This is a genomic window from Ralstonia sp. SET104 (genome assembly GCF_003851545.1).
In the GTDB taxonomy this organism is placed as follows: Bacteria; Pseudomonadota; Gammaproteobacteria; order Burkholderiales; family Burkholderiaceae; genus Ralstonia.
Genome location: NZ_BHVX01000012.1, coordinates 11,773 through 34,632, shown reverse-complemented (window position 1 = coordinate 34,632; position 22,860 = coordinate 11,773). Strand labels below are relative to the sequence as shown.

Annotated in this window: 22 protein-coding genes and 1 tRNA gene; 15 read left to right on the top strand and 8 right to left on the bottom strand. The window is 62.5% G+C overall.

The window, feature by feature from the left end:
* Positions 1–13 precede the first annotated feature (13 nt).
* Positions 14–760, top strand: coding sequence for a Nif3-like dinuclear metal center hexameric protein (locus tag PSUB009319_RS15745; protein WP_124383170.1), 747 nt, complete (start codon positions 14–16; stop codon positions 758–760).
* A 12-nt stretch (positions 761–772) separates the two neighbouring features.
* On the opposite strand, the gene mscL is transcribed toward PSUB009319_RS15745, so the two are convergent.
* Positions 773–1,201 (bottom strand): large conductance mechanosensitive channel protein MscL, encoded by a 429-nt coding sequence (mscL, locus tag PSUB009319_RS15740; protein ID WP_124383169.1) that lies wholly within the window; start codon positions 1,199–1,201, stop codon positions 773–775.
* A gap of 245 nt (positions 1,202–1,446) precedes the next feature.
* On the opposite strand from mscL, the gene petA reads away from it, so the two are divergent.
* From petA to PSUB009319_RS15710, 6 genes are all read left to right on the top strand, one after another.
* A complete protein-coding gene (petA, locus tag PSUB009319_RS15735) occupies positions 1,447–2,055 on the top strand; it encodes a ubiquinol-cytochrome c reductase iron-sulfur subunit (RefSeq protein ID WP_124383168.1) in 609 nt (202 codons plus the stop codon).
* Complete coding sequence (locus PSUB009319_RS15730) at positions 2,055–3,458, top strand: cytochrome bc complex cytochrome b subunit (RefSeq protein WP_185453492.1); 1,404 nt, start codon at positions 2,055–2,057, stop codon at positions 3,456–3,458. Before petA ends, PSUB009319_RS15730 begins: the two co-directional genes overlap by 1 nt.
* Positions 3,459–3,495: 37 nt before the next feature.
* The gene (locus PSUB009319_RS15725; RefSeq protein ID WP_124383166.1) at positions 3,496–4,239 is read left to right on the top strand and encodes a cytochrome c1; all 744 of its coding nucleotides are present in this window, start codon (positions 3,496–3,498) and stop codon (positions 4,237–4,239) included.
* Between the two features lie 150 nt (positions 4,240–4,389).
* A complete protein-coding gene (locus PSUB009319_RS15720) occupies positions 4,390–5,001 on the top strand; it encodes a glutathione S-transferase N-terminal domain-containing protein (protein ID WP_004634649.1) in 612 nt (203 codons plus the stop codon).
* A 76-nt stretch (positions 5,002–5,077) separates the two neighbouring features.
* The gene (locus tag PSUB009319_RS15715) at positions 5,078–5,575 is read left to right on the top strand and encodes a ClpXP protease specificity-enhancing factor (protein WP_124383165.1); all 498 of its coding nucleotides are present in this window, start codon (positions 5,078–5,080) and stop codon (positions 5,573–5,575) included.
* Between the two features lie 29 nt (positions 5,576–5,604).
* Positions 5,605–5,680: transfer RNA gene (locus tag PSUB009319_RS15710), tRNA-Thr, on the top strand.
* Between the two features lie 56 nt (positions 5,681–5,736).
* Here PSUB009319_RS15710 and PSUB009319_RS15705 read toward each other — a convergent pair.
* Positions 5,737–6,168, bottom strand: coding sequence for a nuclear transport factor 2 family protein (locus PSUB009319_RS15705; protein ID WP_124383164.1), 432 nt, complete (start codon positions 6,166–6,168; stop codon positions 5,737–5,739).
* Positions 6,169–6,274: 106 nt separating this feature from the next.
* Positions 6,275–6,499: a hypothetical protein gene (locus PSUB009319_RS15700; RefSeq protein ID WP_374704204.1), complete on the bottom strand. Its 225-nt coding sequence runs from the start codon at positions 6,497–6,499 to the stop codon at positions 6,275–6,277.
* 674 nt (positions 6,500–7,173) lie between these two features.
* On the opposite strand from PSUB009319_RS15700, the gene PSUB009319_RS15695 reads away from it, so the two are divergent.
* The 8 genes from PSUB009319_RS15695 (at position 7,174) to ettA (ending at position 17,001) form a co-directional block, all read left to right on the top strand.
* Positions 7,174–8,493 (top strand): carbohydrate porin, encoded by a 1,320-nt coding sequence (locus tag PSUB009319_RS15695; protein WP_374704203.1) that lies wholly within the window; start codon positions 7,174–7,176, stop codon positions 8,491–8,493.
* Between the two features lie 223 nt (positions 8,494–8,716).
* Entirely contained in the window at positions 8,717–8,929 is a 213-nt protein-coding gene (locus tag PSUB009319_RS15690; RefSeq protein WP_124383161.1) for a hypothetical protein, read from the top strand.
* A gap of 42 nt (positions 8,930–8,971) precedes the next feature.
* Positions 8,972–10,615, top strand: coding sequence for an Nramp family divalent metal transporter (locus PSUB009319_RS15685; RefSeq protein ID WP_124383160.1), 1,644 nt, complete (start codon positions 8,972–8,974; stop codon positions 10,613–10,615).
* Between the two features lie 586 nt (positions 10,616–11,201).
* Complete coding sequence (gene cyoA, locus PSUB009319_RS15680) at positions 11,202–12,188, top strand: ubiquinol oxidase subunit II (RefSeq protein WP_260393002.1); 987 nt, start codon at positions 11,202–11,204, stop codon at positions 12,186–12,188.
* 9 nt (positions 12,189–12,197) lie between these two features.
* Entirely contained in the window at positions 12,198–14,177 is a 1,980-nt protein-coding gene (gene cyoB, locus PSUB009319_RS15675; protein ID WP_124383159.1) for a cytochrome o ubiquinol oxidase subunit I, read from the top strand.
* Between the two features lie 3 nt (positions 14,178–14,180).
* Positions 14,181–14,819, top strand: coding sequence for a cytochrome o ubiquinol oxidase subunit III (gene cyoC / locus PSUB009319_RS15670; RefSeq protein ID WP_124383158.1), 639 nt, complete (start codon positions 14,181–14,183; stop codon positions 14,817–14,819).
* A complete protein-coding gene (locus PSUB009319_RS15665; protein ID WP_124383157.1) occupies positions 14,820–15,188 on the top strand; it encodes a cytochrome o ubiquinol oxidase subunit IV in 369 nt (122 codons plus the stop codon).
* Between the two features lie 145 nt (positions 15,189–15,333).
* Positions 15,334–17,001, top strand: a complete 1,668-nt coding sequence (gene ettA / locus PSUB009319_RS15660; protein ID WP_124383156.1) for an energy-dependent translational throttle protein EttA — start codon at positions 15,334–15,336, stop codon at positions 16,999–17,001.
* Between the two features lie 34 nt (positions 17,002–17,035).
* Here the strand turns inward: ettA and PSUB009319_RS15655 are convergent, their stop codons facing one another.
* From PSUB009319_RS15655 to PSUB009319_RS15635, 5 genes are all read right to left on the bottom strand, one after another.
* Positions 17,036–17,269, bottom strand: coding sequence for a CDGSH iron-sulfur domain-containing protein (locus tag PSUB009319_RS15655; RefSeq protein ID WP_124383155.1), 234 nt, complete (start codon positions 17,267–17,269; stop codon positions 17,036–17,038).
* Between the two features lie 10 nt (positions 17,270–17,279).
* Entirely contained in the window at positions 17,280–17,768 is a 489-nt protein-coding gene (locus tag PSUB009319_RS15650; RefSeq protein ID WP_124383154.1) for an aminoacyl-tRNA deacylase, read from the bottom strand.
* 166 nt (positions 17,769–17,934) lie between these two features.
* Positions 17,935–18,246 carry a hypothetical protein gene (locus PSUB009319_RS15645; protein WP_124383153.1) on the bottom strand — a complete coding sequence of 104 codons (312 nt, stop codon included), beginning with the start codon at positions 18,244–18,246 and terminating at the stop codon, positions 17,935–17,937.
* A 187-nt stretch (positions 18,247–18,433) separates the two neighbouring features.
* Complete coding sequence (gene mdoH / locus PSUB009319_RS15640; protein WP_124383152.1) at positions 18,434–21,022, bottom strand: glucans biosynthesis glucosyltransferase MdoH; 2,589 nt, start codon at positions 21,020–21,022, stop codon at positions 18,434–18,436.
* On the bottom strand, positions 20,995–22,557 hold the full coding sequence (locus PSUB009319_RS15635; RefSeq protein ID WP_124383151.1) for a glucan biosynthesis protein G: 1,563 nt from the start codon (positions 22,555–22,557) through the stop codon (positions 20,995–20,997). Before PSUB009319_RS15635 ends, mdoH begins: the two co-directional genes overlap by 28 nt.
* Positions 22,558–22,860 lie beyond the last annotated feature (303 nt).

The following is a 22,860-nucleotide window of genomic DNA, read 5'->3' as shown; positions in this document are numbered from 1 at the left end:
AAATTGAGTCGAAATGGATCGAAAAGAACTTGAATTGTACTTGAACGACCTGTTACAGGCGGCCCGTTTTCGGGACTATTGCCCCAATGGTCTGCAGGTGCAAGGGTGCGAAACTATTACCCATGTCGTGACGGGGGTGACCGCCAGCCTGGCGCTGATTGAGGCTGCCATCGATGCGCGTGCCGACGCCATCCTCGTGCATCACGGCTACTTCTGGAAGGGCGAGGACGGCCGTGTCGTGGGCCAGAGACATGCGCGCCTGAAGCAACTTCTGGCGCACGATCTGAACCTGTTCGCGTATCACTTGCCGTTGGATGCGCATCCGGTGCTGGGCAACAACGCGCAACTGGGCGCCTTGCTGGGTATCGAGCCCCAAGGCCGCTTCGGCGAGGACGAGCTTGGCTGGATTGGCGCGCTTCCCGAGGCAACCACACTGGGCGCTTTTGTGAAAACGGTGTCGACAAAGTTGAACCGGGCACCGCTGGTGATCGGCGAGGAAGATCGCCCGGTGCGTATGGTCGGCTGGTGCACGGGCGGCGCGCAAGGCTGGTTTGATGCCGCCGTGGCAGCCGGCGCAGATGTGTATCTGAGTGGTGAGGCATCGGAGCAGACCACGCATCTCGCTCGAGAATCGGGTGTTGCCTATATCGGGGCGGGTCACCACGCCACCGAGCGCGGCGGCGTTCGCGCGCTCGGCGATCACCTGGCCGAGCGCTTCGGGGTCCGTCACACCTTCATCGATATCCCGAATCCGGTGTGATTCAACATCCGATTACGGCTTGTTCTTCAGGCTGTCACGAATTTCGCGCAGCAGCAGCGTGCTTTCGGGCGTCTCGACTTCGGCTGCCGGCGGGTTGGCGTCGATCACGCGCGTGATGGCGCGCACCATCAGGAACACGATAAACGCCAGGATCAGGAAGTTGACCGCCACGGTGATGAAGTTGCCGTAGGCAAGGACCGGCACGCCTGCCTTCTTCAAATCCACCAGGGTGTGCGGCACACCCGCGGGCGCCTCTGCCAACTGGATGAACAGATTCGAGAAATCCAGCTTGCCGACCACGCGGCTGATCAGCGGCATGATCAGATCATTGACAAGGGAATCGACGATTTTTCCGAACGCCGCACCGATGATCACACCCACCGCCAGGTCGATCACGTTGCCGCGCATCGCGAATTTCTTGAAGTCTTGCATCAGTGCCATCGGTTTTCTCCGGATTGTTTGATTCGAAACAAACGGTCAAGCTAGCGAACGGTTGACCTGAATTGTTGAAAGCGAGGTTGCAAGAGGCATGCCGAAGCCTTGTCTGTACTGGGCTGGCGGGCAATCGGTGTGTTCACTATATCTGCAACGAGCGCCCTCCGCGACCGCTATCGTTGGCTAGGTACGGTCGGGTATAATTTTTGGTTGACGCGAATCTATCTTGATTTCTCATCCTGGGGTCTTGAATGAGTGACCAGCAAAACGTGGACAAGGGTCGCCGTAATCTTTTGATTGCGACGTCCGTGGCTGGTGGTGTGGGAGGGGTTGCTGTTGCGGCCCCTTTCGTTTGCACATTCGCACCATCTGAAAAAGCCCGCGCAGCGGGCGCGCCCGTAGAGGCAGACGTGAGTGACCTGGCCCCCGGCCAGATGAAGGTGGTGGAATGGCGCGGCAAGCCGGTCTGGCTGCTCAAGCGCACGCCCGACATGCTGGAATCGCTCAAGAAGACCGATAACGAAGTCGCCGATCCCAAGTCCGACGTGCCCTTCACCATGAAGACGCCGGACTACTGCAAGAACGAAACCCGCTCCCGTGCCGAGCATAAAGATCTGCTGGTTGTCGTCGGCATCTGCTCCCACCTTGGGTGCTCCCCGTCAGGCCCGTTTCCCGCTGGCGCCAACGTGCAGCTCGCCGGAGACCCCGGCTTCGTCTGCCCGTGCCACGGCTCCACGTTCGACCTGGCTGGCCGCGTGTTCAAGAACAAGCCCGCGCCGCAGAACCTCGACGTTCCGCCGTACATGTTCCTGTCCGACACGAAGCTGCTGATCGGCAAAGACGAGAAAGGAGAGGCTTGATCATGGCCGAGAAAAAGGTGGAGACAACCGGGGTGCTGGGCTGGATCGATGCGCGCTTCCCGTTGACCGAGACATGGAAGGCGCATCTGTCCGAGTATTACGCGCCCAAGAATTTTAATTTCTGGTATTTCTTCGGCTCGCTGGCGCTGCTGGTGCTGGTGCTCCAGATCGTCACGGGCATCTTCCTGGTGATGAACTACAAGCCGGATGGCACGCTCAACGCCGCCGGCATCCCCGTCGCCTATGCGAGCGTGGAGTTCATCATGCGCGAGGTGCCGTGGGGCTGGCTGGTGCGCTACATGCACTCGACCGGCGCGTCGGCGTTCTTCATCGTCGTGTATCTGCATATGTTCCGCGGCATGCTGTACGGCTCGTACCGTAAGCCGCGCGAGCTGGTCTGGATCTTCGGCTGCCTGATCTTCCTGTGCCTGATGGCCGAGGCCTTCATGGGCTATCTGCTGCCGTGGGGCCAGATGTCGTACTGGGGCGCGCAGGTGATCGTGAACCTGTTCTCCGCCATTCCGCTGATCGGCCCGGATCTGTCGCTGTGGATCCGCGGTGACTACGTGGTGTCGGACGCAACGCTCAATCGCTTCTTCTCGTTCCACGTCATCGCAGTGCCGCTGGTGCTGCTGGGCCTGGTGGTGGCGCACGTCATCGCGCTGCACGAAGTGGGCTCGAACAATCCGGATGGCGTCGAGATCAAGGCCAAGAAGGATGCGCGCGGCATTCCGCTCGACGGCATTCCGTTCCACCCGTACTACTCGGTGCACGACATCGTGGGCGTGGCGGTGTTCCTGTTCATCTTCAGCGCGATCGTGTTCTTCGCGCCGGAAATGGGCGGCTACTTCCTGGAAGCCAATAACTTCATCCCGGCAGACTCGCTCAAGACGCCGCCGCACATTGCGCCGGTCTGGTACTTCACGCCGTTCTACTCGATGCTGCGCGCAACCACGTCGGACTTCCTGCCGTGGCTGTGGGGCTTCATCGCGATCATGCTGGGTCTGCTGTTCGCTCGCACGAAGAGCATGAATGTCAAAGTGGTGGCCGTGGCTGTGGCCGTGATCCTGGCACTGGGCTTCAAGTTTATCGACGCGAAGTTCTGGGGCGTGGTGGTGATGGGCGGTTCGGTGGTGATCTTCTTCTTCCTGCCGTGGCTGGACCACTCGCCGGTCAAGTCGATCCGCTATCGTCCGGGCTTCCACAAGACGCTGCTGATCCTCTTTGTGATCGCCTTTGCGGTGCTGGGCTACTTGGGCATTCAACCGCCGAGCCCGGTCGGTTCGATCATCTCGCAGATCGGCACCATTCTGTACTTCGCGTTCTTCCTCGCGATGCCGATCTGGAGCCAGATCGGGACGTTCAAGCCAGTGCCTGAGCGCGTTACGTTCAAGCCGCACTGATTCGAGCCGAGCACAAGGACCCATGAAGGACACAAGAATGAAAAAGCTGCTTGCGATTTTCGCCTTGGCCGGTCTCGTGTTTGCCGCGCCTGTGATGGCCAATGAGGGCGGCGTGCCGCTCGACACGGCGCCCAACCAGTCCAGCGACACGTCTGCGCTGCAGCGTGGCGCCAAGCTGTTCGTCAACTACTGCCTGAACTGCCACGGCGCCAGCGCCATGCGCTACAACCGCCTGCGCGACCTTGGTTTGAGCGAGGAGCAGATCAAGCAAAACCTGCTGTTCACGTCGGACAAGGTCGGCGACACGATGCACATCGCCATGGACCGCGAAGACGCCAAGAAATGGTTTGGCGCCGTGCCGCCGGATCTGTCAGTGATTGCGCGTGCGCGCGGCAGCGACTGGCTCTACACCTATCTGCGCACGTTCTACCGTGACGACACGCGTCCGACCGGCTGGAACAACCTGGTGTTCGACAAGGTCGGCATGCCGCATGTGCTGTGGGAGTTGCAAGGCCAGCAGGTGCCGAAATACGCCGAGGTGAAGTCTGAACACGGCGAGGCAGAGAAGAAGCTCGTCGGCCTTGAGGTGTCGGTTCCAGGCAAGATGAACAAAGTCGAATACGACCAGGCCGTGGCCGATCTGGTCAGCTATTTGGACTGGATGGCTGAGCCTTCGGGCAACCTGCGCAAGCGCTTGGGCGTGTGGGTATTGTTGTTCATTGGCGTGTTCTTCGTGCTGGCCTGGCGCCTGAATGCGGCCTATTGGAAGGACATCAAGTAAAATCCGTGTTTTCCGGGCAAGGGCTAGGCCGGTGGAGAACTGGTCCTAGCCCTTTGCCTTTTCGCTTTTTGTGCCGTGGCGATATCATTTGTCGTCACGGTTGTACCGTCATCGGGCCGCCCCCGGCCCGTGCGCCAAGGAACTACAACCATGATGGTCTTGTACTCGGGTACCACTTGCCCGTTCTCGCAGCGTTGCCGCCTCGTCCTGTTCGAAAAGGGCATGGATTTCGAGATCCGCGACGTCGATCTCTTCAACAAACCGGAAGATATCGCGGTGATGAATCCGTACGGCCAGGTGCCTATCCTGGTTGAGCGTGATCTGATTCTGTACGAGTCGAACATCATCAACGAGTACATCGACGAGCGCTTTCCGCATCCGCAGCTGATGCCGGCCGATCCGGTGCAGCGCGCCCGCGCCCGCCTGTTCCTGTTCAACTTCGAGAAGGAACTGTTCACGCACGTCTCCGTGCTCGAGAATGAAAAGGGCAAGGCCGCCGAGAAGAACCACGAGAAGGCACGCGCTGCCATCCGTGACCGCCTCACGCAACTGGCGCCGATCTTCCTGAAGAACAAGTACATGCTGGGCGAAGAGTTTTCGATGCTCGACGTGGCGATTGCGCCGCTGTTGTGGCGCCTGGACCACTACGGCATCGAAGTCTCGAAGAACGCCGCCCCGCTGATGAAATACGCGGAGCGTATCTTTAGCCGTCCGGCGTATATTGAAGCGCTGACGCCGTCGGAAAAGGTCATGCGCCGCTGATTGCCGCTGGGTTGTGGGCTGCGCGGGTTGGGATTGAACCCGTGTGTGGCCCAGCCCAACGGTTACTGATTTCATCATGCCGGAAACTTCCACCAAGCCCTATCTGATCCGTGCCATCTACGAATGGTGCACGGACAACGGCTTCACGCCGTATATCGCTGTCTTCGTCGACAACAGCACCAACGTGCCGCGCGAATTCGTCAAAAACGACGAGATCGTGCTGAACGTGAGCTTTGACGCGACCAGCCAGCTCGACATGGGCAACGAGTGGATCACCTTCCACGCACGCTTCTCGGGCGTGTCGCGCAAGATCGAGGTGCCGATCGAAAACGTGCTCGCCGTGTATGCGCGCGAGAACGGGCAGGGCATGGCCTTCCCGGTTGAGCGCAGCACGCCGACGACACAGGCCGCCACCGAACGCGAGAACAATCCGCCGCCCAAGCTGGCCGCGGTGGACTCCGAATCGGCACCCGCGCCGGTTCATGCAGAAGCGGAAAACAGCCCGGAAGACGAGCCGACACCGCCGAATGTGCCGCGCATTGGTGGCAAGCCCGCGCTAAAGGTCGTCAAGTAACGCATGTTAGGTTAGAATCGCGTTTCTTTGCCGGCTTAGCTCATCTGGTAGAGCAGTTGATTTGTAATCATCAGGTGGCGGGTTCGAGTCCTGCAGCCGGCACCAATACCGAAGCGGCCTCCATAAGGAGGCCGTTTTCTTTTTCGCGCCGATCCAGGCGGTTAGGCGGCCGCCTGCTCTCCAAAGATGCACGCCCAACCGCGCTTCCTATCCATGTATTCACGCACGCGTGCGATTCGCTCGCCCTCCAGCACGAAAACGAAGCAGTAGGTGTTGTCATAGCGCCTGCCGTTTGCCAACGTGGCCTGCATGCGCTCCTCTACGACCACCGTTTCGCCATCGGCGTGGATGCCGCCCAACTCCACTGAGACATCGGCGACGAAGAGCTTCGGAAACTCCGCCGTCAGGAAATGAACGATGGCGTCGCGCCCGACCATGTGATGCGTGCAGTTGAGCGCAATCGCAGTGGCATTGCCTTCGGGGGCAAGCCATTGCGCGTTCGGCGTGAAGCATTCGGCAATGCGGGCGGCATCGCGTGAGGCGAATGTGAACCACGCATCTACCACGATGTCTTTGCTCGTTCGGGTTGTCATGTGGGCATTGAGGGCGTCGAATCTATGTTGATCCTAGCGCGATCGAACCTTGCCGGCATGCCAGTTCCGGACCATTCCCTCGGTCGGTTGTACGTTCAGCGGCGGCTCATCCGCGGCGCACCCAGATTACCTTGCCGTCCTGGATGCCCAGGTTGCGGCGTTCTTCGCGGTAGTCCATGGTGCCGGGCAGGGCTTTGCCGTCGCGCTCGCTGACGCGCCAGAGGCAACCCTTGAGCAGCGCCGCGGCATCCTGTTCTGACTTGCCGATCAGGGTGTCGTCAGGAGCGGCGGCCGCCTGGCATGTGGCGATGAGCGGTGCGTGGTCGGTCATCTTGGATTCGCCTTCGTTTTTGGCATGTTCTGAGCCTGCCGTCGAGCATCCGGCCATGCCTGCGATGGCGGCAATCGTGGTGAGCAACGTTGCTAAGCGCGTCATACAACCTCCGTCTGATATCGATGTGCCGAGTGCCCTGAGTGATGCGCTCGAGCGACACGGCAGTGTACCGACACCGGCTTGCGAAGCGCCCAACGTCGGGTTGTTGCCGTTGCGCAATGCGCGCTGCAACGGTCCAAGAAAACGCTTGCCGGCGGCAACCACACTTTGTTACTCTGCGCTCCGTCATAGCTACGGAGTGAATCTCCATGGACAGTTGTTCTAGTCGATCTTCGATCGCACATTGAACGGCTAGACAGTCTCGGCGCACCGTCTTCGCGCCTCACCACTGCCTAGCCGCATTGCACGGCGGGTGGTGGCTCTTGTGCGGGTTCTCCGTACAAGCCCTTCCCACAATTCGATTGTTTTACCGACACGGCCATGTGGTTGCGTGCGTCTTCGCGTGCGCGGTTTCCTGGGATGGCCGTGATCGGCCCATGCCTACGTTCGCCATAGAAGCGAACGAGGGAGGTTCTATGCTGTTTCTCTCGATGCTGCAGTATGTTTGGCTGGCGGTGCGCCCGCTGGTTTGGGTTCGCGTGCTGATGGGCGTGTCGGCCGTGGTGTCGGCCATGTCGATGGCGCATGCAGCGGATGTGCCGGCTTCTACGGAGGACATTTCTCCTCGCATCGCCAGCGGCGGGCTGGATGACCGCTTCGGTTTCCATGGCCAGACCACGTATGTGTGGCAGCGCAAGCCCGCGTTCGATGCTGCGTACAGCGGCGACAACAGCCTCGGCGCTGCCCGTGCGAAGAGCTATTCCTTTACGGCGACGCTCGATCTGGGCATGCGCCTGTGGAAGGGGGCGGAGTTCCACATCAACCCGGAAGTCGCGCAAGGCGTGGCGTTTTCCGGGTTGCATGGCCTGGGCGGCTTGCCCAACGGTGAGCTGGCCAAGACGGCGGGGACGAATCCTACGCTGTACCGTGCCCGCGCCTTCCTGCGCCAGACCTGGGGCCTGGGTGGTGACACGGAAAAGATCGACGCCGATTTCAACCAGTTCGCCAACGTGGTCGACAAGCGCCGCGTGGTGCTGACCGCCGGCAACTTCGCGGTGCCCGATGTGTTTGATGCGGTGTCGTATGCGCAAGACCCGCGCACGCAGTTCATGAACTGGTCGTTCATGGCGCATCCGTCGTTCGACTACCCGGCCGATGCGCGCGGCTACAACTGGGGCGTGGCGCTTGAATACATCGATAGCGAAAATGGCTGGGCCGTGCGCGCGGGCCGCTTCCTGCAGCCGGAGCAGTCGAACGGCTTGCCGCTCGACACGCGTTTGCTCCAGCACTACGGTGACATGCTCGAGCTGGAAAAGCGCTACACGGTGTTCGGTCAGGAAGGCACGGTGCGGTTGCTCGGCTGGCGCAATCAGGCGCGCATGGGGCGCTTTGACGATGCGATGGCGCTGGGGGCTGCCACGGGTGCAACGCCTGATGTCGGGTTGGTGCGCAAGGCGCATGCCAAGGTGGGCGTGGGGGTGTCGTTCGAGCAGAAAGCGGGTGACGACCTCGGGTTGTTCGCACGCCTGAACTGGTCAGACGACAAGACCGAAACGTACGCCTTTACCGAAGTCGGCCGCAACGTATCGTTTGGCGGGTTGCTCAAGGGCACGGCCTGGCGTCGTCCGAATGATGTGCTGGGCATGGCCGTTGCGGTGAATATGCTGGGGCCCGATCACCGCGCCTATCTGGCGGCCGGCGGCAGTGGCGCGTTCCTGGGGGACGGCGGGTTGAACTATGGCCACGAGCGCGTGCTGGAGTTGTTCTACAGCCTGCAAGTGACCAAGGCCTTGGCAATCAGCCCTGATTTCCAGCTGATCCAGAACCCGGGCTACAACCGCGACCGCGGTCCGGCCAAGTTCGTGGGCGTGCGCGTCCACGCCGAGTTCTAAACGCAGGAGGACCCATATGGACAGTCCGAGTCGACCTTACCCGACGTCTTTTTCCCACTAGGCGAGTCCGCCGCACGGTTGTTCCCTGCTGCTGACTTGCCACCCTGGCAAGGCAGCGGTGTCTGCATCGCTCCTTGATTGTTTCTGCTGTGCCGCCGCGTGTGTGCAACGCGTGCGGTGATTGCCGCGTGCCGTGCGTATCGCGCGCGGCGAGGAGTGTGTCATGCGCAAATTCAATATTCCCGCCCGTCGTTTCTCGGCCATTGCCTTGCCGTTCAGTTCGCCGTTTGTGCAAGGCCGGGCCGGAGCGCCCGAGCGTGCCGGCGCGGTATCGACCACGTCCGGCCGGCGCGCCGGTGACGGCGGCGGTGGTCAGGGGCCCTCCAACCACGGCTACGCGGCGGCGGCCATCCGGCTCTCGCGCACCTATTGGTAAGCGCCGGGCAATCCAACAACACCAACACAAATGGAGGTTGATATGACCCAATTCGCTTCGGGCATCAACACACCACCACGTCACGCCGCGCTTGACGACGCCCACGTTGGCGACATTCGCGGTGCGCTCGGCACCATTGCGCACCACGACACAGGAGCGCGCAATAGCTGGCGCGCGCGCTTGCGAACGTTGCTCGCCATCCTCGGGCCCGGCCTGATCGTGATGGTCGGCGACAACGATGCCGGCGCGTTCGGCACCTACGCGCAGGCCGGGCAGAACTACGGCACCACGCTGCTGTGGACGCTGCTGCTGCTCATTCCCGTGCTCTACGTGAACCAGGAGATGGTGCTGCGCCTGGGCGCCGTCACGCGCGTCGGCCATGCGCGGCTGATCTTCGCGCGCTTCGGCAAGTTCTGGGGCAGTTTCTCCGTGATCGATCTGTTTCTGGTGAATGCGCTGACCTTGGTGACGGAATTCATCGGCATCAGTCTGGCGCTGGAGTACCTCGGCATCCCGCGGCATTGGGGCGTGTGTGCAGCGGCGGCACTTGTGATGCTGGCCGCGTCTACCGGAGACTTCCGCCGTTTCGAGCGCTTTGCGCTGATCCTGGTAGCGGGCAGTCTCACGCTCATTCCCGTGTTTGTGATGGTGCATCCGCCGATGGGGCAGGTGGCGCGCGACTTCTTCATGCCAGCGCTACCGGCGGGTGCACCGCTGGCGGAGGTGATGCTGCTGATCATCGCCATCGTGGGGACGACGGTGGCGCCGTGGCAGTTGTTTTTTCAGCAGAGCTACGTGATCGACAAGCGCATCACCGCGCGCTTCATCCGCTATGAGCGTGCGGACTTGTGGCTTGGCATCGTGCTGGTGATTGCCGGCGCGGTGGCGATGATCGCCTTTGCCGCGCAAGCCTTCCACGGCATGCCGGAGTTCGGCAACTACACCGATGCGCTGGGCACGGCGCAAGGCCTGGAGCGCCATTCGGGCCGTTGGGCCGGCGTGCTGTTTGCGATTGCGTTGCTGGACGCCAGCATCATCGGTGCTTGTGCGGTGTCGTTGTCGACCGCGTATGCGATTGGCGACGCGTTTGCCGTGCGGCACTCGCTGCATCGCAAGCCGACGCAGGCCAAGGGCTTCTACGCCGTGTACTTCGGCCTGACGTTGCTGGCGGCAGGCTTGGTGCTGACGCCCGGCGCGCCGCTCGGTCTGCTGACCAACGCTGTGCAATCGCTGGCGGGTGTGCTGCTGCCGAGTGCCACGGTGTTTCTGCTGCTGTTGTGCAACGACAAGGCCGTGCTCGGCCCGTGGACGAACGGTCGCGCGATGAACATCTTCACGGGCGGCGTGGTGGCGGTGCTGGTGATGCTCTCTGTCATCCTCACGGCGGCGGTGCTGTTTCCGGGCATCGGCGAATTCGAGATCGGCGCGATCCTGATCGGCGGCTCGCTGATTGCGGTGGTGATGTCGCTGGTGCTGTGGCGTATCGGGCGGCGTAACCACCGGCCGCCGCATCCGCAGCGGGTGAGCGTGCTTGACCGTGATCACTGGACCATGCCGCCGCTGGAGCAGTTGACGCCGGTGCGCTGGACGCCACTCAAGCGCACTTGGATGTTTGTGCTGCGCAGTTACCTCGTTGTGGCGGCGGGGCTGGTACTGGTGCGGATTGCCGGGCTGCTGACGCAGTAAGGGCCCATGAGCGGGCGCGTTCGTTGCCAGGCGAAGACGAGAGTCGTTCTCATTTTCCCCTGTTCTGGCGCGCACATCCGGGGACAACGTCGGGTGCGCACCACTGTGGCTGATTGTCGCAGTGCAACAACATCCACTTTCAATTTGCTTACCCGCAAAGCCGCGTAAACCCTAGCCGTGTAGGGCAGGTAGCACTTGTCAATCGGCCCCGATTCCTCGTTGCCTCAGCAAATTGCGCGATCGCAGGGGCCGTCTGGCGGTAAGATCGCGCCCGCATTCCACTCCCAAACGCGCTCCCCAACGAGCGCACGACGTAGTGCCTGCTCCGACTCCATCCGCGCCCCGACTGTTGTCCGCCGCTTTGTGCGGTGCGGCGAAGTTCGGCCTCGTCCATGCCAGCCATGGTCGAAGTCCGCCTCGCAGGCAGGGCGCGCCTGGTTCTGCTTCTCCCTGACCGGCGCCAGATGTGATCGAAGATCCGCTGCCGCACCTAGCCGTCTCACGGTGCTCCAGCACGGTCTTCTCTCATTTCCCGCGTTTTTTGCCTGCGGCCCGTTGTCTGGGTTGCCTGGCTTCCGTGCAAGACATGAAGAACACACTCGTTCCACATATGAAGCGGCTCCTGGCCGCAAGCCTCCCGCTCCTGCTTGCGGGCTGCAACCTGACGGTCCTGGACCCGAAGGGGATGATCGCGGCGGAGGAGAAGACGCTGATCCTGGTGGCAACCGGCCTGATGCTGCTGGTGGTCATTCCCGTGATCATCATGACGCTGGCGTTTGCGTGGAAGTACCGTTCCACCAATACCCGTGCGCGCTACGAGCCCGACTGGTCGCACTCCAACGCCATCGAGGCCGTGGTGTGGCTGATCCCGTGCCTGATCATCGTCGTGCTGGGGTGGATCACCTACAAGTCCACGCACGCGCTCGATCCGTACAAGCCGATCGAATCCGACGTGAAGCCGATCACCGTCGAGGCCGTCTCGCTCGACTGGAAATGGCTGTTCATCTATCCGGAACTGAAGATCGCGACGGTCAACCAGCTCGCGTTCCCGGCCAACACCCCGGTCAACTTCAAGATCACGTCTGACACGGTGATGAACGCGTTCTTCATCCCGCAGTTGGGCAGCCAGGTGTATGCCATGGCGGGCATGCAGACCAAGCTGCACCTGATCGCCAACGAGACCGGCGTGTTTGACGGCATGTCGTCCAACTACAGCGGCTCGGGCTTCACGGGCATGAAGTTCAAGGCCACGGCGATGACGAATGAGGAGTTCGATGCCTGGGTCAAGCAAGTCCGCAGCGCACCGCAAGTCCTGACCAAGGATGGCTACGCGGAGCTTGCCAAGCCGAGCGAGAAGGTGCCGCCGGCGGCGTATGCCTCGGTCGACCCGACGCTGTATCACAGCATCCTGCACAAATACATGGACAAGATGGGCGAAGGGGAGAAGGTCCTGACGCTCGACGAGGCGCTCCAAGGCGCCAACTGCACGACGGCCACGGCTGAGGCGGCAACGCGCCCGCTGCCGGTGCAGTCCGCCCTGCCGGCGCCTAAGAACGCGGCCAAGAATTCCTAGGAGTTGACGATGTTTGGCAAGTTGAGTCTGGAGGCCATTCCGCTGCACGAGCCCATCGTGGTCGTGACGGTCTCGGCCATTCTGCTGGGTGGCGCAGGCGTGTTTGGCCTGATCACCTATCTCAAGAAGTGGACCTACCTCTGGAATGAGTGGATCACCTCGGTCGATCACAAGAAGATCGGCGTGATGTACTGCATTCTGGCCATCGTGATGTTGCTGCGCGGCTTTGCCGACGCCATCATGATGCGCTCGCAACTGGCGGTCGCCTCGGGCGGCGGTGCCGGCTATCTGCCGCCCGAGCACTACGACCAGATCTTCACCGCGCACGGCGTGATCATGATCTTCTTCATGGCCATGCCGCTGATGACGGGCCTGATCAACCTGATCGTGCCGCTGCAGATTGGCGCACGCGACGTGGCCTTCCCGTTCCTGAACACGCTGTCGTTCTGGCTGGCCGCTGCGGGCGTGGTGCTGATCAACGTGTCGCTGGGCGTGGGCGAGTTCGCGCGCACCGGCTGGCTGGCGTACCCGCCGCTGTCGGAGCTGGCCTACAGCCCCGGCGTGGGGGTCGACTACTACATCTGGGCGCTACAGATATCCGGCTTAGGCACCTTGCTGACCGGTGTGAACTTCGTCGCGACCATCTTCAAGATGCGCGCGCCGGGCATGACGCTCATGCGCATGCCGATCTTCACCTGGACGGCGCTGTGCGCCAACATCCTGATCGTCGCGGCCTTCCCGGTGCTGACCGTGGCGCTGGCACTGCTGGGTGCTGACCGCTACCTGGACATGCACTTCTTCACGAACGGCGGCGGCGGCAACGCGATGCTGTACGTGAACCTGATCTGGATCTGGGGGCACCCAGAGGTGTACATCCTGATCCTGCCGGCGTTCGGCATGTTCTCGGAAATCGTCTCCACGTTCTCGCGCAAGAAGCTGTTCGGCTACACGTCGATGGTGTGGGCAACGGCCGGTATTACCGTGCTGTCGTTCCTGGTATGGCTGCACCACTTCTTCACCATGGGTTCGGGTGCGAACGTCAACGCGTTCTTCGGGATCGCCACGATGATCATCTCCATCCCGACCGGGGTGAAGATCTTCAACTGGCTGTTCACGATGTATCGCGGCCGCGTCGAGCTGAACTCGATGATGCTGTGGACGATCGGCTTCATGATCACCTTCGTGATCGGCGGGATGACCGGCGTGCTGCTGGCCGTGCCGGGCGCCGACTTCCTGCTGCACAACAGCCTGTTCCTGATTGCTCACTTCCACAACACCATCATCGGTGGCGTGGTGTTCGGTTACCTGGCCGGTATCACGTACTGGTTCCCGAAGGCGTTCGGCTTCAAGCTGGATGAGAAGTGGGGCAAGCGCGCCTTCTGGTGCTGGTTCGTTGGCTTCTACACGGCTTTCATGCCGCTGTACGTGCTGGGCTTCATGGGCATGACGCGTCGTCTGAACCACACCGACAACCCGGCTTGGCAGCCGTGGCTGATCGTCGCCGTGATCGGCGCTGCGATCATCGCCTGCGGTATCGCTTCGCAGCTCATCCAGATCTTCGTCAGCATCCGCAATCGCCACGCGCTGGCCGACGTGACGGGCGACCCGTGGGGCGGCCGTACGCTGGAGTGGGCCACGTCGTCGCCGCCGGCGCACTACAACTTTGCAACGGTGCCGGTCATCCGTGATATCGACGCTTTTGCCGATATGAAGGCGCGTGGTGAGGTGCTGACGCAAGTCGCGCCGAGCTACGAGAAGATCCACATGCCGAAGAACACCGGTGCCGGTTTCTTCATCGGCATGTTCTCGATCGTGATGGGCTTTGCGCTGATCTGGCACATCTGGTGGATGGCCGTGCTGGGTCTGGTCGGCATGATCGGCAGCTTCATCCTCCGCAGCAACAATGACGACATCGATTACTACGTGCCCGCTCACGAGGTCCACGAGACCGAGTCGGCCTACTTCCAACGTATCGGTTCGCAGGCTTAAACCATGGCTTCCAATGTTCTAGACGGCCACGCGGCGCACGCCGCCGCCCACGGCCACGCGCATGACCATGCGCACCACCACCACGACGCTGCAGACACCAAGGTCTTCGGCTTCTGGGTGTACCTGATGAGCGACTTGATCATCTTCGCGTCGCTGTTCGCTACGTTCTGCGTACTGCGCGGCGCGACGGCGGGCGGCCCGACGGGCAAGGAACTTTTCGACCTGTCGTACGTGGCGATCGAAACCGGCATCCTGCTGGTGTCGTCCATCACGTACGGCATGGTGATGATCAGCCTGCAGAATGGTCGCAAGGATCAAGTGATGCTGTGGCTGGGCATCACTTTGCTGCTGGGCGCCGCGTTCGTCGGCATGGAAATCAACGAGTTCCATCACCTGATCGCTGAAGGTGCTGGCCCGAGCCGCAGCGCGTTCCTGTCGTCGTTCTTCCTGCTGGTCGGCACCCACGGTTTGCACGTGGCGAGCGGCATGCTGTGGATCATCGTCCTGATGTGGCAGATCGCTGCCAAGGGCCTGACCCCGACGCAATCGACCCGCCTGGCGTGCCTGAGCCTGTTCTGGCACTTCTTGGATGTGGTGTGGATCGGCGTATTTACCGTCGTGTATCTGCTGGGAGCGATGTAAATGGAACAGACCAACGCAACGACCGCCGTCGCGCACGATGACGCTCACGGCCATGCAGCCGGCGGCGCCGGCCATGCCACCATCAAGGGCTACCTGATCGGCTTCGTGCTGGCCGTGATCCTGACGACCATCCCGTTCAAGATGGTGATGGACGGCGGTTACTCGCAGCAGACGCTGCTGGTGACGGTGATGGCCCTGGCGGTCGTGCAGATCGTCGTACACCTGATCTATTTCCTGCACCTGGATGGCTCGTCCGCCCAGCGCTGGAACGTGATGGCTTTCCTGTTCACGTTGTTGATCCTGGCGATTGTGATCGTCGGTTCGCTGTGGGTCATGCACAACATGAACGCCAACATGATGACGATGTAACGAGGCTTAGCCTCCGCTGCATCGGAAGGGCGCCCCAGGTGGGCGCCTTTTCTTTTACCGGCGAGGTGTGGCAGCCCGGCTTTGCTACACTCCGCGGATTCCCTCTTTCAGCGCGTTCCCCGCTTTTTACGCCCGCCTTTTACCTATGTCACAGTACGTTTTCACCATGAACCGCGTGGGCAAGATCGTCCCGCCCAAGCGCCAGATCCTCAAGGACATCTCGCTGTCGTTCTTCCCCGGCGCCAAGATTGGCGTGCTGGGCCTGAACGGCTCGGGCAAGTCGACCGTGCTCAAGATCATGGCCGGCCTCGACCGTGACATCGAAGGCGAAGCCACGCCGATGCCCAACCTGAACATCGGTTATCTGCCGCAAGAGCCGCAGCTCGATCCCGCCAAGACCGTGCGCGAGGAAGTCGAAAGCGGCCTGGGTGAAGTGATGGACGCGCAGAAGCAGCTCGAAGCCGTCTATGTCGCTTACGCCGAGCCGGATGCCGATTTCGACAAGCTGGCCGAAGAGCAGGCGCGCCTGGAAGCCATCATTGCCGCCGGTGCGGGTGACAACGTTGAGCTGCAACTGGAAATTGCTGCCGACGCGCTGCGCCTGCCGCCATGGGACGCCAAGATCGAGCACCTTTCGGGCGGTGAAAAGCGCCGCGTGGCCCTGTGCAAGCTACTGCTCTCGCGCCCCGACATGCTGCTGCTCGACGAGCCGACCAACCACCTGGATGCCGAATCGGTGGACTGGCTCGAGCAGTTCCTTACGCGCTTTCCGGGCACCGTGGTGGCTGTCACCCACGATCGCTACTTCCTTGATAACGCTGCCGAGTGGATTCTCGAGCTCGACCGCGGTCACGGCATTCCCTGGAAGGGCAACTACAGTTCGTGGCTTGATCAAAAAGAGACGCGCCTGAAGCAAGAAGAGTCGAGCGAGTCGGCCCGCCAGAAGGCGCTGAAGAAAGAACTGGAATGGGTGCGCCAGAACCCAAAGGGCCGCCAGGCCAAGTCGAAGGCGCGTCTGGCCCGCTTTGATGAGTTGAACAGCCAGGAATACCAAAAGCGCAATGAGACGCAGGAAATCTTCATCCCGGCCGGCGAGCGTCTGGGCAATGAAGTGATCGAATTCACTAACGTCAGCAAGTCGTACGGTGATCGCCTGTTGATCGACGACCTGAGCTTCACGATTCCGCCGGGCGCCATCGTCGGCATCATCGGTCCGAACGGCGCGGGTAAGTCGACGCTGTTCCGCATGATCACCGGCAAGGAGCAGCCGGACTCGGGCACCATCAAGATCGGCCCGACGGTCAAGCTGGCCTATGTGGACCAGAGCCGCGACGCGCTGTCTGCAGACAAGACTGTCTTTGAAGAAATCTCGGGCGGCTCCGATATCCTGACGGTCGGTCGCTACGAGACGCCGTCGCGCGCCTACATCGGCCGCTTCAACTTCAAGGGCGGCGATCAGCAGAAGCACGTCGGCACGCTGTCGGGCGGTGAGCGCGGGCGCCTGCACCTTGCCAAGACGCTGATCTCGGGCGGCAACGTGCTGCTGCTGGATGAACCGTCGAATGACCTCGACGTGGAAACGCTGCGTGCGCTGGAAGACGCGCTGCTCGAGTTCGCCGGCTGCGTGATGGTCATCTCGCACGACCGCTGGTTCCTCGACCGCATCGCCACGCACATCATCGCGTTCGAGGGCGACTCGCACGTCGAATTCTTCCCAGGCAACTACCAGGAATACGAAGCCGACAAGAAGAAGCGCCTGGGCGAAGAGGGCGCCAAGCCTAAGCGCATTCGCTACAAGCCGGTCGTCCGCTAAGCAGAAGGGCGGGCGTCGCTGCCCGCAATGCAGCCTACGGCGAGCGATCCGCCTCGACTGTGGGCGGCGCGTCGAGATCGCTATCGAACTCGGCGCGCTTGTGCGAGCCATCACAGAATGGCTTGTTCAACGAGTGCCCGCAGCGGCATAGCCATGCCTGTCCTTCCTCCACCGGCAACTCGCGCCCATTCTGGGTGACGATGCGAAAGCTTCCCTTGATGTGATACGGCCCGTTGTTGCGGACTGTGATGACGACGTCGTCGGCCATGGCGGCCTCCTCAGAAGAGGATGCCCTGCATGCGATAGGCGAAGTGCGCGGGCTTGGCGTCGCGCATCAGGGCCATGAACTGGTCCATATCCATGTGCACCACGTTTTCATGATCACCGGCTTCGAAGTAGACGTCACCGTGCGTCATCAGGCTGCTGTCGATGTAGGTGGGCATGCCATAGGCCATGCCCACCGGTGGTACGGCGCCCGCATCGCAGTCCCGGAAGACTTCGCGCAACTCGGATTCATCGGCCAGCGTGAGATCCTGCCGGCCCGATTCTTTTTGCAGCTCTGACAGGTGCAGGTGATATGTCGACGGCAACACGGCCGCAACATAGCCGAGCTTGTCTTCAAGCAGCAGCGTCTTGGCCAGACGATCGCCCGGAACATGGGCAGATTGCGCGGTTTCCGTGCTGGTGTGGGTATGCGGATGACGAATCACCTCGTACAGGCAACCTTTGCTGCGCAAGCAGCCGTCGAGGGTGCTGGAAATCGACATGGCGTCCTCCCGTATGGTTGGCGGCCGGCGGCAAAGTTGCGATGGCCGCTACGTCAGCATAGGTCGGTTTGCGAATTGCGCAGGCATTCGGGCGTACAAAAGCAACGGGCCGCTCATCTGAGCGGCCCATTTGCCTGTTGCGACTGTTGCGACTGATCAACTGAGCTTAGCGATCCCAGCCGCGGTGCCAGCCATTGTCGTGGCGCCATTCACGTTCACGCCACTCGCGGCGGCGCCATTCGCGCTCACGCCACTCGTCACGATCACGCCAGTAGCCACCGCCGTAGATCACCGGGGCCGGTGCATAAACCGGAGCCGGACGATACACCACCGGGGGCGGCGCATAGACGGGCGCCGGGGCCACATACACTGGCGCGGGTACGCCAATCGCCACGCCGACATCCACATGCGCCAGCGCCGCCGTCGAGGCGCACAGCGCGGCGCCACCCAGAACGAATGCGAGCAGTGTGCGTTTCATGATGCTTCTCCTTACGGTTGCGAGGCAGAGGCTACAGTGCCGCCGACTTCGTGTACCAAGTTCGTGATGCCATTCTATGAACCGCCGGGCGCTTCAGGTGATACGCAAATCCTACGGATGTAACGGGAAGTAAAACGCCCCACCGGAAAGGCCTCGGTGGGGCGCGGTATTTCACACCGTGCGTGGTTCAGCTTTGCAGCGGCTCCCACGCCGCACGCTGTGCGGGTGACGACCACACCGCCAAATGCAGCGCCGACAGCGAGAACGGATCTGACAGCAGCACCAGCTTCTGCTTGCCGGTGAGCTTGTCGGGGCCCACCTCCAGCGCGTGGCGCACATGAGCCTCGCGCACCGCAATCAAACGCCGGTCATGCGGAAAGCGCGTCGTACCGATCGCGCACATCAACGCGTTGGTGACGGGGTCGACCACCGCTTGGCGGAAGTCCGGCATCGGCGGTGCGTTGCGCAGGTGCTTGCGCGTGGCACGCAGCTCGCGCGGCGGGCGCACTTCCTCGGGGATCATGAACAACCGCAGGCGGCGCATGCGGCGGCCCAGGCTCACGCGGCTGGAGAACACTGACAGCGGGATCGACACGATCAGCGCGCCCACCACCGGCGAGAGCCACCACAGGAAGCTCGGGTTCAGCCAATACACCACAGCGGCCCAAACGATGCCGATCAGGGTATGCAGGCCGTGGCGGCGCACGGCATCGCCCCAATGCGTCTGTGCGTCTTCGCGCGGGGGCGATTTCCAGTGCACTTTCCAGCCGAGGAATGCGGCCGTCACGAAGCGCGTGTGGAACAGCATGCGCACCGGCGCGGCCAACACCGAGAACGCAGCCTCAATCGCCATCGACAGGGCCAGGTGGATCGCCCCGCCAAAGCGCTTCGGCCCCTGCGCCCACAGCACCAGCACACTCAGAATCTTCGGCAGGAACAGCACAGTGGCGGTGGCCGAGAACAGCGCGGCGGCCTTTTCCGGATGCCATTCCGGCCAGATCGGGAAGAGCTGGCGCGGCTGCGTGAAATACTCCGGCGCGATCAGCGTGTGCTTGGCCAGCAATGCGGTAGACAGCAACAGGAACAAGAACCACAGCGGTGCTGACAAATACGCCATCACGCCCGTGATGAACACCGCGCGGTGCACGCGGTGAAAGCCCGGCGCGCCGAACAGGCGGAAGTTCATCAGGTTGCCGTGGCACCAGCGGCGGTCGCGGCCCAGCTCGTCAAGCAGGTTGGGCGGCATCTCTTCATAGCTGCCGTCCAGGTCATAGGCGATCCACACGGCCCAGCCGGCGCGGCGCATCAGCGCGGCTTCGACAAAGTCATGCGACATGATCTCGCCGGCCAGCGAGCCCTTGCCCGGAATCGGCGCGAGCGCGCAGTGCTTGATGAACGGGTCCAGCCGGATGATGGCGTTGTGGCCCCAGTAGTGCGATTCACCCAGTTGCCAGTAGTGCAGGCCAGCCGTGAACAGCGGCCCATACACGCGCGTGGCGAACTGCTGGATGCGCGCATACAGCGTGTCGCGGCCAGCAGCGCGCGGTGCCGTCTGGATGATGCCGGCGGACGGTGCACCTTCCATCAACTGCACCAGACGCGTCAGGCAATCGCCGCTCATCACGCTGTCGGCGTCGAGCACGATCATGTAGCGGTACTTGCCGCCCCAGCGCCGGCAGAAATCGTCGATGTTGCCGCTCTTGCGCTTCACGCGGTGACGGCGCCAGCGGTAGAAAATGCGGCCGAAGCCATTGAGTGCGCGGCAGATATGCAGCCATGCATCGGCTTCTGCGGTGCGGATGTCGGGGTCGCCGGAGTCCGACAGCACAAAGAAATCGAAGTGCTCCAGATGGCCCGTGCGCTGCAACGATTCGTACGTCGCGCGCAGCCCCGCGAATACGCGCTGCACATCCTCATTGCAGATCGGCATGACGATGGCGGTGCGCGCATCGTCCGGAATCGTGGCATCAGGCGTGGCACGGCGTGAGATGACGAAGCGATCGCCATGGAAGGCCAGCAGCAGGAAACCGGTGATGGCCGTCCAGAAGCCCGCCGACACCCAGCAGAACAGCACCGCGAACAGCACGATGATGATGGCTTCGAGCCAATCGGCGCCGTGATATGGCAGCACCGTGCTCATCGCCCATGTGGCGGCGATGGTCTGCGCGATCATCAGCGTGAGCAGCGTGAGGCGGCGGCGCGCGCCGACAAAGCGCCAGATGCCTTTCGGGTCTGGCGAGTCTGGCGCTTCGTACGGCACCGGTTTGTTACCGCCGTGCATCCAGCGGTCGATGGCGCGGCGCGTGCGCCAGATCGGCCCCAGCACCCACGGCCACGGCACCATCGAGCGACGTGCGGGCGTAGGGCCGGTATCCAGATGGATGCGGCCCTGGCTGTCGTGCTCAAGCGGCGGCGCGGGTTCGGCAGAGGGCTCCGTCGATGCTGCATCAGCGCGTGTGGCGCCATAGGCGGCATCCAGGCGCGAGCCTACAGATGCGTAGGCCGGCGCATCAGCTTCGAGCGAGGCCGTCTGCGCCGGGTCAAGCCTGGCCAGCGCGCGATGCAGTTTGGCGAGCGCAGCCGCGTCGTCGTCGCCGGCTGCGATGCCCGCGTCGCGCAGCAGCGCCGCACGTGCATCGACCGTCAGCGGCAGCGCTTCGAGGTAGTGGGCGGCCACAGCCTGCGCTGTGGCGGGGCCGGTGGAGGGCGCAGCGCCAGCGGCGCCGCCAGTCTGGGCCGTCGTCACGTTCAGCCCGGAGGTAACAGGTAGCTCCACGTCTCAGAGAGTCCGGTGCCGCCGCTGCGCAGGTAGCCGCGCAGTTCGACGGGTTTATCGTCGTCGACCCGCTTGAGGCGCACGGTCACGCGCCAGCCGCCGGTCGCGGTGTTGGGTTGGCCGAAGATCGATTCGATCTTGCCGTTGGCATCTGCCGAAAACACCGGTTCAACGGGTGCATTCGGTGCCAGCTTGGCCAGCGCAGGCCCTTCAAAGTCGACCACGAAGGCGATCGTGTCGTCGGGCTTGCGTTCGTCGGGGCGCTTGGTTGTCCAGCCGTGCGAGCGGCGCGTCTGCGTGACCCACGCCAGTGCGGGCTTTTTGTCGGCATCCTTCTGCCACAGCAGGCGGTATTCGAGATTGAACGGCTGATGCGGCTTGGGCGGGTTCTCCGGCACCCAGTAGGCGACCACGTTGTCGTTGGTCTCGTCGGGCGTCGGGATCTGCACCAGTTCCACGCGGCCTGCGCCCCATTTGCCGACGGGCTCGACCCACGCGCTCGGGCGCAGTTCGTAGCGGTCTCCGATCTCCTGGTAATTGGCGAACGCGCGGTCGCGCTGCATGAGGCCGAAGCCGCCAGGGTTGGTCGTCCCGAACGAGCTGACCAGCAGGCGCTTGGGGTTCGTCAGCGGGCGCCAGATCCATTCGCCTGTGCCCGAGAGCACCGACAAGCCATCGGAGTCATGCACTTCGGGGCGGAAGTCCAGCGCGGGCGCGGGTTGGTTTTCGCCAAAGAAGAACATGCTGGTGAGCGGGGCGATTGCCAGCTTGCTGACGTTCTCACGCATGTAGAGCTGCGCCTTCACCTCGACGCCCGTGTCGGTGCCCGGCTTGATGACGAAGCGGTACGCCCCCGTGGCGCGGCGCGAATTGAGCAGCGCGTAGATCGTCAGTTCCTTCGCGTTGGCGGCAGGGCGTTCGATCCAGAAATCGGTGAAGCGGGGGAATTCCTCGCCCGAATTGAGCGCGGTGTCGATGGCCAGGCCGCGCGCCGAGAGGCCATAGACCTGCCCCTTGCCGATGCCGCGGAAGTACGACGCGCCCAGGAACACGATGACCTCGTCCTTGTACTTGGGCGTGTTCATCGGGTAATGCACGCGAAAGCCTGCAAAGCCGAGTTTTTGCAACTGCTTGGGGTCCAGTTTGACCGGGCCATAGTCGAACAGGCGCGGGTCGAAGCGGATTTCGCGCACGCCGGCGGGCGACACCTCGTTGATCTTCACGGGCTGGTCGTAATACGAGCCCTCGTGGAAGAAGCCGAGTTCGAACGGCAGCTTGTCGCGGCGCCAGTAAGCCTGGTCGGACTTGAAGCGGATTTCGCGGTACTGGTCGTAGCGCAGCTCGCGCAATTCACGCGGCAGGGTGTTGGCGGGTGCCTGGTACGGCTTGGTCGCCAGTTGCTTTGCGCGCAGGGCCACATCGTTGAAACCGAAGGCCAGCGCAGCATGCGCCGACGCCAGCGCCAGCAGGCCCACGGCCAGCCGCGCATAGCGGGCTCCCAAAGAACGGGAGGAAACAGCGGAGGGAATGTTCAAAATGAGATCGCGTCTATGCGGCGGGCCCCGAGGAACGTGACGTTCGGGCCTGCCGGTCATTCGTCTGTGCCGCCGAGATTTTACCCGCCGGACCTTTACGAGATCAAAACTGGCAACATTTTGATAATGTTTCCCGCCGCGTCAGGCCGATAACCGCGTCAAACGGCGTGTAATCGCGCGTTTTTTGGCGGATCAGCCATTCGGTTGATGGGAACGTACCCCGCTGGCCGGCAGTCAGAACCGCTTTGCCGTGTGCCGGGATTCTCGCATGGCACACTCTTGGCTCTTTCCTCCATGGAGTTC

Excerpts from the sequence above, each read along its gene's own strand:
- PSUB009319_RS15745 (WP_124383170.1), top strand. The coding sequence starts at position 14 with ATGGATCGAAAAGAACTTGAATTGTACTTGAACGACCTGTTACAGGCG.
- mscL (WP_124383169.1), bottom strand. The coding sequence starts at position 1,201 with ATGGCACTGATGCAAGACTTCAAGAAATTCGCGATGCGCGGCAACGTG.
- petA (WP_124383168.1), top strand. The coding sequence starts at position 1,447 with ATGAGTGACCAGCAAAACGTGGACAAGGGTCGCCGTAATCTTTTGATT.
- PSUB009319_RS15725 (WP_124383166.1), top strand. The coding sequence starts at position 3,496 with ATGAAAAAGCTGCTTGCGATTTTCGCCTTGGCCGGTCTCGTGTTTGCC.
- PSUB009319_RS15720 (WP_004634649.1), top strand. The coding sequence starts at position 4,390 with ATGATGGTCTTGTACTCGGGTACCACTTGCCCGTTCTCGCAGCGTTGC.
- PSUB009319_RS15715 (WP_124383165.1), top strand. The coding sequence starts at position 5,078 with ATGCCGGAAACTTCCACCAAGCCCTATCTGATCCGTGCCATCTACGAA.
- PSUB009319_RS15705 (WP_124383164.1), bottom strand. The coding sequence starts at position 6,168 with ATGACAACCCGAACGAGCAAAGACATCGTGGTAGATGCGTGGTTCACA.
- PSUB009319_RS15700 (WP_374704204.1), bottom strand. The coding sequence starts at position 6,499 with ATGACCGACCACGCACCGCTCATCGCCACATGCCAGGCGGCCGCCGCT.
- PSUB009319_RS15695 (WP_374704203.1), top strand. The coding sequence starts at position 7,174 with ATGTCGATGGCGCATGCAGCGGATGTGCCGGCTTCTACGGAGGACATT.
- PSUB009319_RS15690 (WP_124383161.1), top strand. The coding sequence starts at position 8,717 with ATGCGCAAATTCAATATTCCCGCCCGTCGTTTCTCGGCCATTGCCTTG.
- PSUB009319_RS15685 (WP_124383160.1), top strand. The coding sequence starts at position 8,972 with ATGACCCAATTCGCTTCGGGCATCAACACACCACCACGTCACGCCGCG.
- cyoA (WP_260393002.1), top strand. The coding sequence starts at position 11,202 with ATGAAGAACACACTCGTTCCACATATGAAGCGGCTCCTGGCCGCAAGC.
- cyoB (WP_124383159.1), top strand. The coding sequence starts at position 12,198 with ATGTTTGGCAAGTTGAGTCTGGAGGCCATTCCGCTGCACGAGCCCATC.
- cyoC (WP_124383158.1), top strand. The coding sequence starts at position 14,181 with ATGGCTTCCAATGTTCTAGACGGCCACGCGGCGCACGCCGCCGCCCAC.
- PSUB009319_RS15665 (WP_124383157.1), top strand. The coding sequence starts at position 14,820 with ATGGAACAGACCAACGCAACGACCGCCGTCGCGCACGATGACGCTCAC.
- ettA (WP_124383156.1), top strand. The coding sequence starts at position 15,334 with ATGTCACAGTACGTTTTCACCATGAACCGCGTGGGCAAGATCGTCCCG.
- PSUB009319_RS15655 (WP_124383155.1), bottom strand. The coding sequence starts at position 17,269 with ATGGCCGACGACGTCGTCATCACAGTCCGCAACAACGGGCCGTATCAC.
- PSUB009319_RS15650 (WP_124383154.1), bottom strand. The coding sequence starts at position 17,768 with ATGTCGATTTCCAGCACCCTCGACGGCTGCTTGCGCAGCAAAGGTTGC.
- PSUB009319_RS15645 (WP_124383153.1), bottom strand. The coding sequence starts at position 18,246 with ATGAAACGCACACTGCTCGCATTCGTTCTGGGTGGCGCCGCGCTGTGC.